Annotated in this window: 8 protein-coding genes; 7 read left to right on the top strand and 1 reads right to left on the bottom strand. The window is 46.7% G+C overall.

Features of this window, described 5'->3' with window-relative positions; all coding sequences use genetic code 11:
• Nucleotides 1-125: 125 nt before the first annotated feature.
• From BFP72_RS00485 to BFP72_RS00475, 3 genes are all read left to right on the top strand, one after another.
• Nucleotides 126-878, top strand: a complete 753-nt coding sequence (locus BFP72_RS00485; RefSeq protein WP_099597234.1) for a LytTR family DNA-binding domain-containing protein — start codon at nt 126-128, stop codon at nt 876-878.
• A gap of 53 nt (nt 879-931) precedes the next feature.
• Nucleotides 932-2,986, top strand: coding sequence for an ATP-binding protein (locus BFP72_RS00480; protein ID WP_099597233.1), 2,055 nt, complete (start codon nt 932-934; stop codon nt 2,984-2,986).
• 131 nt (nt 2,987-3,117) lie between these two features.
• Nucleotides 3,118-8,661: a BspA family leucine-rich repeat surface protein gene (locus tag BFP72_RS00475; RefSeq protein ID WP_099597232.1), complete on the top strand. Its 5,544-nt coding sequence runs from the start codon at nt 3,118-3,120 to the stop codon at nt 8,659-8,661.
• An 89-nt stretch (nt 8,662-8,750) separates the two neighbouring features.
• Here the strand turns inward: BFP72_RS00475 and BFP72_RS00470 are convergent, their stop codons facing one another.
• Nucleotides 8,751-9,287, bottom strand: a complete 537-nt coding sequence (locus BFP72_RS00470) for a YceI family protein (RefSeq protein ID WP_099597231.1) — start codon at nt 9,285-9,287, stop codon at nt 8,751-8,753.
• Between the two features lie 225 nt (nt 9,288-9,512).
• Here BFP72_RS00470 and BFP72_RS00465 point away from each other — a divergent pair, with 225 nt between their 5' ends.
• The 4 genes from BFP72_RS00465 to BFP72_RS00450 all read left to right on the top strand — a co-directional run bounded on the left by BFP72_RS00465 (nt 9,513) and on the right by BFP72_RS00450 (nt 16,171).
• Nucleotides 9,513-11,186: a tetratricopeptide repeat protein gene (locus tag BFP72_RS00465; RefSeq protein ID WP_099597230.1), complete on the top strand. Its 1,674-nt coding sequence runs from the start codon at nt 9,513-9,515 to the stop codon at nt 11,184-11,186.
• 176 nt (nt 11,187-11,362) lie between these two features.
• Entirely contained in the window at nt 11,363-14,101 is a 2,739-nt protein-coding gene (locus BFP72_RS00460; protein WP_099597229.1) for a TonB-dependent receptor, read from the top strand.
• A 21-nt stretch (nt 14,102-14,122) separates the two neighbouring features.
• Complete coding sequence (locus tag BFP72_RS00455; protein WP_099597228.1) at nt 14,123-15,103, top strand: hypothetical protein; 981 nt, start codon at nt 14,123-14,125, stop codon at nt 15,101-15,103.
• A gap of 3 nt (nt 15,104-15,106) precedes the next feature.
• Entirely contained in the window at nt 15,107-16,171 is a 1,065-nt protein-coding gene (locus tag BFP72_RS00450; RefSeq protein ID WP_099597227.1) for a phytase, read from the top strand.
• Nucleotides 16,172-16,343 lie beyond the last annotated feature (172 nt).

Here is a 16,343-nt window from a genome sequence, read left to right as displayed (position 1 = left end):
CTCCATACTTTTATATTGATAGTACGGCTCAAAGTAAACACAGGAAATGATTTTTGACTAGATTTACTTTCCATAGTATCCCCGTACTTGACAGCCAATCACAACAAGCTATTGCAGAAGTAATTATGGCCAAATTGAAGGTACTCGTTGCTGAGGATGACTTGACTCACGCAACCAAAATGGAAATGCTACTCGATGAAATGGGGTACGATTGTATCGGTATTCATGACAATGAGATGGATCTGCTTCGAAACATCAAAGTGCTGAAGCCTGATGTCGTTGTATTGGATATTGCGCTCAAAAACGCAAACAACGGCATACATATCGCCCAAAAAATACAGCATACTCACCCTACTCCGTTCTTGTTTGTCACATCGTTTGACGACAAAGAAACGATGAATCAAGCCATGGAGACAGCTCCCTATGCCTACCTCATCAAACCCGTCGAACGTGGCAATCTGCAAGCAGCCATCGAACTTGCTATTCGCAAGTTTAGCCAACAAGACAGCCCTGCTACTCACTCGCCTGCCGAGTGGAACACAGATGTGATCATCCGAGACAGTTTTTTCCTCAAGAGAGGTAGCAAACTCGAAAAAGTACAGATCCAAGACATCCTGTGGATCGAACTGGCGGATGAGCGATACTGTCAAGTCATCACCACTGCACATCAGTACCACCTACGTATGTCTCTCAAATCATTAGAGCAGCAACTCGACCCCAAACTGTTTTTGAGAATACATCGCGCGTTTGTGGTCAATATAGACCGAATTGACAGCATAGAAGAAGCGGATTTCATGATCACGGTAGGAGGTCAAGAAATCCCTTTTGGCCGCAGTTACAAAACAGTTTTGTACCAAAGGCTACAAATGCTCCACTGACACTTCCCTCTCCCTCTACTTCCTTGACAATGACTTTAAGATAGAACCCCTTCATGCAAATCAGACTTTCACTCTTGGCCCTCTGCCTCACCCTCTCTGGCTCCCTCTATGCCCAGTCTCCTATCCTCAGACAAATGGTCGCTGCACATCAAATAGACGACCAACTGCTGCTGGATTCCTTGATCAATGTACTCTATGCCGAATCGGACAAGACAGATTGGTCGACTCACTTTGAATGGCTCTATGAGACCAAGCAATCAGAGGCGACATTGATCGATTTCTACTATGATGTCGCTGCACCCATCATCACGAGCAAAAGTGCTGCCGAAGCGATCGTTCTGATCGATGAGGGTATTCGACTCAGTGAGATGATCGACGACAAGATCCTCGTAGCAGAAGGGCTGGAACAAAAAGCCTTCGCCCTGAGCCAGTTTGGTCGGTTTGATGAATCCATAGTCTTGTTTTACCAATCGCTGCGCTTGATAGATCCTCAGATACATCAAGGCTTGTATGCCAGCACCTTGGCCAATATGGCCTCTACCCTATATGAAATGGGGGACATAGAAAAATCTATCGAGTACCATAGAAAAAGCTTGGCATATCATCGTGCCTCAGGAGATCAACGTGGAGAGGCGTTGTCCTATTTGGGCTTGGGCAACTCCTACTCAGGCCTACCGATTGCGGATAGTGCGTTGTATTATTATGAAAAGACTATCGAGATGTCAAAATCAGGAGGCTGGACAGACTTGGAAGCCTACAGCTATGGCAACATGGCCTCTGTCTACCTCATGCAGGGGCTGTTTGAAAAAGCCATAGAGTACCAACAAAAAGGCTTGACTATGGAACAGCAGCGCAACGATGAATTGATTTCGATCGAATCACATGCCAACCTTGCTTCGGCCTATGCCCAACTGCACAACAGAAATCTCTCGATGCATCACTTGGATCGTGCCAAAGAAATCGGTGAAAAATACGATGCATGGCACACCATGGTCATGGTCTATAGAATTGAGTCTGAAGCCTATGAATCCTTTGAAGAGTATGACTTGGCTCTTGCTGCATACAAAAAATTTAAAACCCTAAAGGATAGTTTGTCAGGTGTGGAGATCCATCAAACCAAACTGGCACTGCAAGAACAATACGAAACCGAAAAGAAAGAGAATGAAATCCTCACACTGCAGCAGCAAAATCAATTGACCGCTTTGGATTTGGCACAAGAGCGAAAGTACAAACTGCTGCTAGGCCTCTTGTCTGGAGCTGCCCTACTCGCCTGTGGAGGATTCCTCTATGGTTTCGTCCAAACCCGGAAAACCAAAAAGGCGCTGGACAAAAGAAATCTACTCATCACGGATATCAACAAAAAATTGAACGCCTCTCAAAATGAGCTGATGGAAAGTAACAAAATGAAGGACAAATTCTTTGCTCTGATCGCTCACGATATCCGAGGGCCTCTGACGTCCTTTCAGGGGATTGGACGCATGCTCCACTACCAAATGAAAAAGGGCGACACTCAAAAGGTAAACCAACTGATAGAACAAGTAGACAAATCTGCAGACAAAGTCAATCACCTGCTAGACAACTTACTCAAATGGACACTGAATCAACTCGGGACCTTGCCCTACCAACCACAGGAAGTCAATCTACAGCTACTGATAGATGATGCAGTGACAATATTTGCCCCCAGTGCTCGCGCCAAAGAGATAGAATTGATCGTCGACTCGACCTATGAAGAAGATGGCGTCTGGGTACATGCGGACATCAATATGATAGGCACAGTATTGCGCAATTTACTGAGCAATGCCATCAAATTCACTCCACGCTATGGGCAAGTAACAATTGCTATTGAGTCACAGTCGGATCAGTTGATTGTCCAGGTCCGAGATACAGGAATCGGGATGAGCGAAGAGGCAAAAAATCGAATAATGGAAGAAAGTCTCAACGCCAGCGCAACTGGTACCGACGGAGAAAAAGGCACAGGACTCGGACTGATACTCTGTCGAAAATTTGTAGAAATACATGGCAGTCAACTCAACGTGACGGTCCATGAAGGCTCCTCAGTCAGTTTCTCCTTAGAACTGGTGAAAACAAGCATCTTGCACGAACAATAAGGAACTCAGCCATCGGTTTCATGTAGCAATTTGAACTACTCATGAAGGGATTTGAGCAACTCATGTATAGGTCATCAAAGTAGGGGTTTTGGATTGAAGAAATTCACGGTTGATAATAAAACCGTGAATCGATGATTATACAATTTTTTACTTCCCTATTCCACCGACTCAGTGCAGTTCTTGCCGAGTCATCTGCCGTCTCAAGGTGGCGCTTTATCCTATCTCTCAAAACCAAGACAGTGCTAATCGCCATGCTGCTCATGCTTATTGCAGGATTGGCTCAGGCGCAGGATCGCCCTTTCATCACGACTTGGGAGACGACAAGTTCTAATCAATCCATCAAAATTCCGTGGAATTCCAACACATACAATTTGGATTACACGGTGGACTGGGGTGATGGCTCTGTCGATACACACGTAGCAAATGACGCCAATCATACCTATGCCGAACCAGGGATTTACGAAGTACAAATCAGTGGTTTTTTTGACGCCATACTCATGCCCAATGGTAGCAGTTCTAACTTGCTCAGTATCGAACAATGGGGAGATATCCCTTGGCGGACGATGAGCTACGCATTCGCAAATACTACCAATTTGCAGATCAATGCCACTGACGCACCGAACTTGTCTGCTGTGACGGACATGTCTGGGATGTTTCAGGGAGCTTCATCACTGGATGCGGATCTGGGTGCTTGGGACATTAGTCATGTGACCAACATGAGCCAAATGCTCTATGGCACAAATCTCTCTGTTGACAACTACGAGCAGACACTAGCAGGGTGGTCCACACTAGACACAGATGAAACCAGTATACCCACAGGCGTTACATTTGGTGCTCAAGGACTCCGCTACTGTGACAATTCTTCTAGGACCTTGCTAGCAGGCACTTATGGTTGGACCCTCAACGGGGATGCGCCTGTAGAACAAGGGATTATACTGCACAATGCAAGTTTAGAATACATCATCAGTCAAGAGCCTATCACAAGTTTAGCCCCTCCCACCGCAGAGACATGTGATGGAGAGGCAATCACTGCTACGACAGATGCAACATTTCCAATCAGTGAAGCACAGACCATCACATGGACATATACGTCGACAAGCGGAGCTAGTAGAACCCAAGAACAAGAAATTTGGGTAGGTAGACCCTTCGTTACCACATGGGAAACAGCCAATTTCATAGATGTCCAAAATGTCGTTAGAATTCCAATCAACAGCGGATTGATTTATAATTATAGCTATAAGGTAGACTGGGGCGATGGCAGTACAGACAATACCATCTACACGAAAGCTAACCAGGCAATTCACGAGTATGCCTCAGAGGGAACTTATACCATTGCGGTATATGGTGATTTTCCAGCTATCTCATCAAGTTCCGCATTTGACAGATCCAAGTTCATGACAATCGAACAATGGGGGGATATCGAGTGGAAATCAATGAATAGTGCATTTGCCAACCTATCAAACATGGTTTGTAATGCGACAGACGTACCTAACCTCACACAGGTAACAGACATGTACGGTATGTTCAACAATGCTACGGGCTTTACAGGAGATCTCAGTGCATGGGATGTGAGTCATGTGACTGAGATGCGTCACATGTTCTACTACGCCAACTCTTTCAACAGTGATCTTAGTGCATGGGACGTCAGTCACGTGACCAACATGTCGTACATGTTTTACAGAGCGTCTTCATTTGATCAGAGCCTAGCCAACTGGGATATCAGTTCGGTGACGCAAATGTCAAGCATGCTCAGCTACTCTGGGTTTTCTACTCCTCACTATGACCAGACACTGGCTGGCTGGGCAACATTGGATACTGAGGGAGGAGAAACGAAGATTCCAACGAATCAGTATCCATCACCCTATGGACTGATCTACTGTGATGCCACAAGCCGCTCTACGCTAAACAACAACTACTCTTGGAATATTTCAGGTGATCAAGAGGCCGACGGAGGTATCGTGCCAGATGCCAAATTTTTATCTACAGTCATAGGCAAAAACAGCCTTGAGAGCTTAGTAGCGCCTACGGCGACTGCTTGTGATGGAGAGATCATCACTGCGACCACAGATGCAGTCTTACCAATCACTTCTCCACAGACCATCACTTGGACTTACACCGCTACTGGAGGCAACACCACGACCCAAGAGCAATATGTTTTTGCAGGAAGGCCTTTTGTCACCACATGGGAAACAATTGACAATTTGGAAGGGCAGAACAATGTAGTATATATCCCTGGATACGACGAGGATTTTAACTTCGTGGTAGACTGGGGAGATGGCACTGTAGACGAAACAATATACTCTGAAGATGTCGATGCGGTGCACAGTTACGCGACTGCTGGGACCTATACGGTTTCTGTGTATGGGCAGTTTCCATATTTTTATGCCTACGACAGCTACTCTCCTGACAAATTGGTGAGCATAGATCAATGGGGAGATATCCAATGGGATGATCTGAGCTACATGTTTGAAGGAGCCACGAAGATGGTCTACAATGCCACTGACACACCTGATCTTTCATATATCACGGACCTTTCGGGTATGTTTTATGGCTTAACTTCTTTCAATGCTGATTTGAGCAACTGGGATGTGAGTCAAATCGAATACATGGACGATATGTTCTATGGCGCCTCATCCTTCAATCAAAACCTTGGGAATTGGGACATCAGCAGTATCGAGGACATGGAAGAAATGTTGAGTGGTACAGGATTGTCTGCACAAAATTATCAGCAGACCATGGCAGGTTGGTCTACACTGGATACAGACAACGGAGAGACAAGTGTGCCTACTGATATCTATTTAGGAGCAGAAGGGCTGCGCTATTGTGACGATACGGACAGAAATATCCTCATAGATACATACTCTTGGACTATTGACGGGGACGGTGAAGCCGAAAACGGAATAGTACCCAACACCAACAACTTGGCTAGTGTAATCAGTAAAGAGTCTATAGAGACAATAGACGCACCGACTGCTACGACTTGCGATGGAGAAGCTATCACCGCAACAACAGAGACCATATTCCCAATCACCGAACCACAGACTATCGTCTGGAATTATACCGCAACGGACGGTAGTACCGCGACGCAGGAGCAATATGTATTTGTCGGACGACCATTCGTCACGACCTGGCAAACCATCGATGATTTCGGGTTTAGCAATTTTGTTTTTATTCCAATCAATACGAATACAGATTCTCCTTTTAACTTTATTGTAGATTGGGGCGATGGCACAGTAGACAATACTCTCTACACCAAAAACTCCTTCCCTATACATAGCTATGCCACTGCAGGCATCTACACGGTATCTATCTACGGCCAATTTCCTGGCTTAAATGCCTCAAATGGACCCGGAGGAGAATTCTTGATGAGTATCGAACAATGGGGGGATATCGAATGGGAAACCATGGAGTCTGCATTTAGGTACACCGAAAACATGGTATACAACGCTACAGATGCGCCTAACTTGTCCAACGTCACTGACATGAGCGACATGTTTTATTACGCGTCTTCTTTCAATGGAGATCTGAGCAACTGGGATGTGAGTCAGGTGGAAAACATGGAAAGCATGTTTTACCGAGCTTCTTCCTTCGATCAAAGTTTGGGCCATTGGGACATTAGCTCGGTTCTAAACATGGAAGAAATGCTTGATTATTCTGGACTTTCCGTCCAAAATTATGATCTCACCCTAGCTGGTTGGTCGACACTGGATACCGAGGCAGGAGAAACACTCATCCCGTCGAATATCAGTCTAGGTGTTGAGGGGTTGTACTATTGTGACGGAAACCCAAGAGCGACACTAGGCATTGGCTATGTATGGAGCTTCGATGGCGATGAGCAAAACTGCCCCCCTACGGTCGCCGAAGAGTTGGACGACTTAGTAGGTGCTTGTAGCGTAGATATGCCGACTGTACTGCCGACTGCCTATGATGCCGAGAACGATGAAACCATCACGGGTGTCTCAGACACCACATTCCCTGTCTATGCAAGTACTGAGATCACATGGACATTCACGGACAGTGAAGGCAACAGCTCGACGCAAACCCAACAAGTGACAATCACCGATAGTGAGTCTCCCGTTGCTGATGTAATGACACTTGCCGTTGTAAATATCGAGTGTGGTGAAGTAGAAACATTGATTGCTCCTACTGCTACAGACAACTGTACCGGTGTGATCACTGCCACTACTGAAACGACCTTCCCGATTACAAGTACAACAATAGTGACTTGGGTATACAGTGATGCCAACGGCAATACAAGTACGCAAACGCAAGAGGTCGTTTTCGCAGACGTGACAGCCCCAGTAGCTGATGCGACTACTTTGACTGCTGTCAATGCGCAGTGTGCTGTAGCAGAGGCTGACCTGACGATACCTACAGCTACTGACAATTGCTCGGGTACTATCAATGGGACGACCGATGCTACATTCCCGATCACGGCTTCTACGACTGTGACTTGGTCATTTACTGATGGAAGTGGCAACACAGCTACGCAAACGCAGGAAGTAGTCATCTCTGACACCACCGCACCCGTAGCAGACGTGACCACTCTCACGGCAGTCAATGGCCAGTGCGCTATAGCTGCAGCTGACTTGACGGTGCCTACAGCTACTGACAATTGCTCAGGTACTATCAATGGAGCCAGCGATGCGACATTTCCGATCACCGCTTCTACGACCGTGACTTGGACATTTACTGATGGAAGTGGCAACACAGCTACGCAGACGCAGGAAGTAGTCATCTCTGACACCACCGCACCCGTAGCAGACGTGACCACTCTCACGGCGGTCAATGGCCAGTGCGCTATAACTGCAGCTGACTTGACGGTGCCTACGGCGACTGACAATTGCTCAGGTGCTATCAACGCAACCACTGATGTGACTTTCCCAATCACCGCTTCTACGACTGTGACTTGGACATTTACTGATGGAAGTGGCAACACAGCTACGCAAACACAAACGGTGACTATCGAGGACACCACTGCTCCGGTTGCTGATGCGGCTACTTTGACGACTGTCACGGGAGAATGCTCAGTTGCTGAGGCTGACTTGACTGTACCTACAGCGACTGACAACTGCTCAGGTGTCATCAGTGGAACAGCCGATGCGACTTTCCCGATCACAGCTTCTACGACTGTGACCTGGACATATACTGACGGATCGGGTAACATGGCGACTCAAACACAAGAGGTAGTCATCTCTGACACCACCGCTCCTGTAGCAGACGCGACCACTCTGACCACTGTCAATGGAGAGTGCGCAATAACTGCGGCTGACTTAACTGTACCTACAGCGACTGACAATTGCTCAGGCACAATCAGCGCAACGAACGGTGCGACTTTCCCGATCACGGCTTCTACGACTGTGACCTGGACATTTACTGACGGATCGGGTAACGTGACGCATCAAACGCAAGAGGTAATTATAGATTGTACAACCTTGTCCATAGACGATGAGCCAGCTGCGCTTATCCTATATCCAAACCCTGTCACAACTACATTTAGTGTCTCAGAAAAGGACATTCAGCAGTTGACAATTCGTGACGTGAGTGGACATGCATTGAAGTACTACACTACGCCACAGGCACAATACGATGTTAGTGAATTGCCTCAAGGAGTATACATCATAGAAGTTCACACTTCGAAGGACCGACTAGTCCGTCGATTGATCAAAGAATAATAAATAACACAACAACAAAGCAAAAGGCAGGCTCTTTACCGAGTCTGCCTTTTTTGTTTCTAAAATCTAGGACATCAGCCCAAACCACCTTATCCTTTGATCACTTGGACGTTGAGCAGTAACTTCACTTCGTCTCCTACGACTACACCTCCCGCTTCGGTCACCATGCTCCAAGTCAACCCAAAATCCTTTCTATTGATTGTCGCATTGAGTGCAAAGCCAGCTTTGTGCTGACCGTATCCGTCGACCATGGTCCCTCCCAAAGAGACCTCAACAGTTACTTCTTTCGTCACATCTTTGATCGTCATCGGACCTGTCATAGAGTAGGTATCGTCTCCCGTTTTTTTCAACACCCCTTCGAACGTGAGGTTAGGGTAAGTCTCTGCATCAAAAAAATCTGCACTCTTCAGATGAGCATCTCTATCCGATACGTTGGTCTCCACGCTCGCTGTTTCCAAACTAAAGGACGCCGTTGCTCCATCAAAATCTTCCCCTTCTGATTCTACTGTCCCCGAAAATGACTTGAATGATCCTGTCACCGTAGAGATGACAAGGTGTTTTACTTTGAATTGTACTTCACTGTGGGTCGGGTCTATCGCCCAAACTGTCTTTGTCAATGATTCCATGTTTATATCGTTTTATGTCAATATTTAAATACTTGTTGCAACATATACTGTTTCTACAATTATAAGTTTCGGTTTTCCAATGATTTTTCAAAAACTATCCTCTTCGTTCATTGACAACATATCCATAACATTGGCTTGTCCATGAGTACACAGTAGATCAATAAGTTTGTCGACTTTTTGCGGGTATTTTGGCTTTCGCCGCATCCCATTTTTGATCCAGTGTCTATGTCATCACGCGTTCTACTCCTCTTTCTTTCGTTTGCTGTATTTGGCTGTACCTTCTCCCCTGATACACAAGACCCACAAAGCAATGCCGCCGTAGATAGCTTGTTGGAGCAGATCAAACTACGACCACAACTCGGCCGTGACAGTTCACTGTTTTTGGCACGACGTGCCCTCATCCTCTCTGACGAACTGGGGTATGACTTTGGAATCGCACGGAGCAGTCACCTGCTAGGAGCCATCTTTTACAAAATCGGCAACCTCGACTTGGCACTCAACAATCTACACAACGCCCTCCATGCCTATGAAAAGCTCAAAGACACACAGCACCTCGCTGAGGCCACCAGCATGATAGGGCAAGTCTACCTGCGCTCTGAAAATTTCGATCAGGCACTCGTGCATTTACGTGAAGCATCCCGACTCTTCACCACGCTCGATGACCACCGTGGGGAAGCACAGATACAAGGGCAAATTGGTCATCTATTCGAAAAATCCGCACAATACGATTCGGCGCTCTTCTACCAGCATCGTGCGCTAAACTACTTTTCTCAGCATATCGACTCGACCGAATTGGCCCTCATCTATGACAACATCGGGAGTATCTACGAAGACCTAGAAGTCTACGATGAAGCGCACAAAAACTTCGTCATCGCCTACGAATACAACCACGCACTAGGCCATACCGATGACGCCATCGTCAACCTCAACAACATCGGAGACACCTACCGCAAAAGAGGAATGTACGAGCGAGCCCTTTCCGTCACTCGCCAAGCCTATGACCAAGCACTCCTCCAACAGAACGCATACCAAATACAATCCGCCGCTAGAGACTTGTCTCTCATCCTCCTCGAAACCGAACACTACGACAGTGCCTACCACTACCTAGACCAAAGCTACAGTCTCAACGAAATGATATTCGGCCAAGAGATCGCTCACAAAATTGCCAATGCCCAGTCCATTTTTGATCTCGAACAAAAACAACAAACCATCCTCCTTTTGGAAAAAGAAAAAGCAGAAAACCGCCGCATCGCCATAGCAAGCTTCATGGCCGTAGCAATCCTCCTGGTACTCATCGCATACAGTTCGTACCAAAAAGTCGCAAAAACCAGCAAAGAACGGAAACTACTACAAACCGAAAATGAACTGAGCAAAGCAGAACTCATCAATGCTCAACTCAATGAAGAAAAACTCCGAACCGAGCTCGAAAACAAGCGGCTCCTAGAAGAACAACTACAAATGGATCTGGAGATGAAAAACAGTGCACTGAGTCGGTCAGCACTGCATCTCATCCAAAAAAATGAGTTTTTGGAATCACTCCGTACCAATCTCAAAAAAATCAAAAAAAGCGAAAAAGAAGACATCCATCTCAAAATCCGAAAACTCACCAAATCCATAGATCTCAACTTCAACATGGATGAGGATTGGGAAGAGTTCGAAAACATTTTTCAACAAATACACACGGAGTTCTTTGATCAACTCCGTGCCAAGCACCCCACCTTGACCAACTCCGAAGTGCGCCTATGTGCCATGATTCATATCAACCTACACTCCCATGAAATCGCTTCGATACTCAACATCTCAAGCGACAGTCTACGAATCGCGCGGTATAGACTGAGAAAAAAGCTCGGATTGGAAAAAGGTGAAAATTTATACAACTACATCGTCAGTGTCGGGTAACGCTACAGTAACATGTAACCACTTGAAATGCTGCTACTTGCAAAACCATGTTTACGTTTTGATGCCTAGATTTTTTGAGCTGATGCTATTTTGTTGACTAGGCTATTAACACTCAATTCATATGTGGAATCATTATTTGCCTCGTCAAATAATTCGATGACATCAACAATGAAACTATGAAAAAAACACTTACAATTCTAATGTTCAACCTCATCGCATGGTGCGCCTATAGCCAAGACATAGTCGTCAAAGGCAGCATCACCGATGGAGTCAGTGGGGAGCCACTCCCAGGAGCCACGGTACTCATAGATAGTACTTCACAAGGAACCATCACAGACCTCAATGGAGAATTCACCCTCCGCCTCAAGTCTGGTACACAATCGCTATTGATCAAATACCTCGGGTACAAAGATTTCGTGACCAAGATCGACCCAGCACAAAGTAGCAGCATAGAAGTCCAACTTACAGAGCTCCAACCCGAGCTCCTCGAAGTGACCATCTATGGGGCATTACAAGGCCAGCAAAAAGCACTCAATCAACAAAAAAACGCTGGCAACATCAAGAACATCATCGCCGCAGACCAGATCGGTAGATTTCCAGATCCAAACGTCGCGGAAGCGATCCAGCGTATGCCTGGTGTGACACTACAGCGTGACCAAGGTGAAGGCAGATACGTCATCGTCAGAGGCCTAGCGCCACAGTTCACCAACATCAGTGTCAACGGCGAACAAATCCCCTCACCAGAGGCTGGTGTTCGGTTTGTTGCATTAGATGCCATTCCAGCAGACCAACTTTCCTCGATAGAGGTGTCCAAAACCCTCACTCCTGACATGGATGGTGACGCCATCGGTGGATCGGTCAATCTCGTCACGAGAAAAGCCAAGTCAAGCAAAGCCGAAATTCAAGGGACAGCTGTCGGAGGATACAATCACCTCATGGGCAAGTACAACGCCCAAGGATCTCTCCTAGTCGGGAAAAGATTCGGAGCAGAAGAAAAACTCGGCGTACTTATCAACGGTAGCCACTTCTTTACCGATCGTGGCTCGGACAACTGGGAGCGTGATGGTGACGATATCGAACTCCGCGACTATGCACTCCGTAGAACTCGCAGCGCCATCAGCGGTACCGTGGATTACCGACTCAATGACAACAGTGAAATATACCTACGCGGGATATACAACACGTTTTCGGACCGAGAAGTGCGCCGCAGATACGTCATGGTGCCCAACACTGACGATTCCCCCTTCGAAGACAACGAGATCGAGCGACTCACCAAAGACAGGTTTGAGCGCCAAGACATCTCTAGTGTCAACTTGGGCGGCAAGCATACCCTGCCAGGATTCTCGATCAACTACGAAGTGTCGTATGCCAAAGCCATTCAAAACACTCCGTTTGACTATGAAGTCAACTTTATCGGTACGCCTGATGCACTGACCACTGACTTTTCAAACTCAGATTTCCCAAGCTTCTCGACCGATGATAACTTCGACTATTTGGACAACAGCAACTATGAGTTTGACGAATTAGAAGCAGGCAACACCTATGCAGAAGACAGAAACCTCACTGGAAAAATCAATCTTGCCATACCCTACACATTAGGAAACAACACAGGTTCTTTGAAGTTTGGTGGCAAATACCGCAACAAAGAAAAGGACTTTCAGGTGGTCAACAACAAATACGGATGGGCCGGAGGTGACGTCTCTTTTGAAGGACAAACTGGAGACTTCACCTTGGAGAAATTTGACGGAGGACTTGTCGACGATAACTTTCTAGGAGGAGAGTACACACTCGCTGCAGCACCTGATATGGACAAGGTAGTCCGATTCTTCAACGACAACCGTGCCGGGTTCGAGCTCGAAGCTGAAGACAAACTCGTCGATGAAAACGTCGAAAGCTACAAAGCAACCGAAAACGTCATAGCGGCCTACCTCATGACTGATCTGACCCTCAACAAACTACAGATCGTAGGAGGTCTACGCTTCGAAAAAACCAACGTAGACTACCAATACCACACGGTCTTGTTTGATGACGAAGGTGATCTAGACGAAATCCTCGACGAAGAAGGATCCACAGAGTACACCTACTTCCTCCCTCAAATCAATTTCAGGTATTCGCTCAGCAACCTCACCAACCTGAGATTGGCTGCTACTACCTCCTATGCTCGTCCCAACTTCGAATCTATTGTACCTGCACAAGAGATCAATCTAGGGGATCGTGAAGGCACGATCGGCAACCCAAACTTGAAACCAGTATCAGCGATCAACCTAGACTTGATGGTGGATCACTATTTTGGGACAGTCGGTGTGATCTCGGCTGGAGTCTTCTACAAGAGACTCGACAACTTCATCTACAAACGAGTCTATGAGACAGACACGTATGAGGGGATTGATTTTGGGACGGATGTAGACCTCACCCAAGATGTCAACGGACAGACGGCTGATATCGGTGGGATTGAGATCTCCTACCAGCAGAACTTGACCTTCCTGCCAGGTGCTTTGTCAGGATTGGGGATTTATGCTAATTATACATTCACTATCTCAGATGCTGTCTTGGTCGACAGATCGGGAGTCGACGAGACCGAGTCGGTCAATTTGCCAGGACAAGCCACACATGTTGGTAACCTGAGCTTGTCATACAACTACAAAGGCTTCAGTGCGAGACTATCGGGCAACTATGCCGGAGAGTACATCGACGAACTTGGGGAGGACAGCGATGACGACCGTTCAATCAAAGGCCGTCTACAGGTAGACGCTACCGCCAGCTACCAAATCAACAAGCATTTCAATCTATTTGCCGAGTGTCTCAATATCACCAATGCACCTTTCCAAGCATACATGGGACAAAACGATAACGAACTCGTCCAGAGAGAATTCTACTCTTGGTGGTCCAGAGCGGGAGTAAAATTCATTTTCTAAATCAACAAAAGAATGACAATCATGAAGATTAAAAATATAGCATGGATAGCAGCCACAGCATTGTTGGGTGCCTGTGCACTCAACGAACCTGAGGTTAGCATACACGACGAGGACTTTCCACTTCGTCTACAAATCGACGAAGAAGGTGCAGACCTACCCGATGCAGAAGATTACAAAGTAGAAATTTCATTCGCGGACTATCTCGGCGATCTACCTGCCGAGGCGATCACTCTTCACTACACACTGTCCGGTGAGGGAGATTTTGCCATGGCAGAAATCGACGAAATCGTCTACGAGTATGAGGAAGATGACTGTGCCTATGAGCGTGAAATCGAATTCACAGCCTCGACGATCACCATTCCTGTCGACCCAGATTTGGGCACAGTACCAGCGGAGTTTGAAATCGTAGTATTAATGAATGAGGCCGAAATCGAAGCGACAGATGGATCATTTGAGCTCGAAATCACCAGTGTACAAACCAGCGCCAATGTCGTATTTAGTGACGCCAACACCTTCGAATACGAAATTCTAGACAATGATCTCGCGGGTGAATGGCTCCTCGAAATCACCGACGAAGTGGAATTTGAAGCATTTCAGGAGGCATTTGGCACGATCTCCTCTGACCTTGCCGAACTCAACTTTGCCGACATCACTGGTGAAATCAAGTTTGAATTTGCCTTTGAGGAAATGAAAATTGAGATCGAACTCATCGAAGAGGAAGAAGTCACCGAATGCAAAGACGGAGAAATCGAAACCGATACTGAAAACCTCATCGTCGAAATCGAAGCAGACTATGACGCAGAAGATGGAGAGTTGGAACTCGAAGGGTCGCACTTCAACGACGAGGAAGAAGAGGTAGACTTCATCCTCGAATCAGAGTATCTCCTTGGCACAGCAGATGATGTGGTATTGACAATCAAAAGCATCATCGACGAAGATCAATTCGAAGAAGGAGATGAACTCTTCACAGGATCCACTTCATTCACACTTATCAAAGACTAACACATGCACAAATACGCTTTATATATCATCATAGGACTGGCAACCAGCTGTGTCCCTACTCAAAACACCGAAACCAGTAGCGCTATCAAGCCCAAGTACGTGACCGAACCGGTCCAGTTTGACAGTGACGATCCTGCGATCTGGGTACACCCGACCGATCCTGCTCAATCCCTAATCCTTGGGACTGACAAGCGCGAAAACAAAGAGGGAGGAGTATATGTATTCGACCTGCAAGGCAAAGAAGACAGTACGCGTCGCATCACAGGAATTGATCGTCCCAACAACGTGGACATTGCCTATGGATTTGCACTGGACTCAACCAGGCGTGTGGATCTCGCAGTATTCAGTGAGCGGGGCACCCAGAGCATCCGTATCTATAGTGTCCCTGACATGCAAGCCATCGATGACGGAGGGATCCCTGTGTTTGAGGACAGTGAGAGCCGTGATGTGATGGGAGTAGCTCTCTACAAGCGTGCCGCCGATGATTCGCTATTTGCCATCGTCAGCCGAAAAGGAGAGAACTCTCCCACTGACGGTTACCTCTACCAGTATGTACTCTATGCCGAAAACGGTAGTGTCAAAGGCAAGCTAGCCCGCAAATTTGGTAAATTCAGCGGAGGAGCAGGCGAAATAGAAGCCATCGCTGTAGACCACCAGCTTGGCTATGTCTACTATTCGGACGAACTCTACGGCATTCGCAAATACTACGTCGATCCCGCCATGGGCAATGAAGAATTGGCCGTATTCGGTACCGATGGCTTCACCGAAGATCGTGAAGGAATATCAATCTACCAGAGTTCAGACAGCACAGGGTATATTCTCATCTCGGATCAACAGGCAGATGTCTTTCGGGTATACCCGAGAGAAGGAACCGCAGATGATCCCCACGCACACAACTGGATAAAGAGCCTGGCAGTCTCGACACACGAAAGTGACGGATCAGAAGTCTCAGCACTCGCTTTCAACGCAGACTTCCCAAAGGGGTTCTTCGTAGCTATGTCAGACAACAAGACCTTCCAAATTTACGACTGGAGAGATCTAGAGACCGCCATACTGGCTACAGAATAGTAGAAAATACTTTTTCATTCTAAATCAGGTCTACGGACCGACCAAAGCCTTCTCCTCTGAGAAGGCTTTACTTTTTACTCATTTTTCAACTTTACTCCACTAATTTCCAATGTCATGACAACTATTCAGGTTTTACGCTGTTAGAAAACAAATTTTATTCTTACATTTATCA

It is taken from the genome of Reichenbachiella sp. 5M10 (assembly GCF_002742335.1).
Classification (GTDB): Bacteria; Bacteroidota; Bacteroidia; order Cytophagales; family Cyclobacteriaceae; genus Reichenbachiella.
Note: the sequence above shows the minus strand (reverse complement) of the source record. Positions and strands in the feature narration are given on the sequence as shown.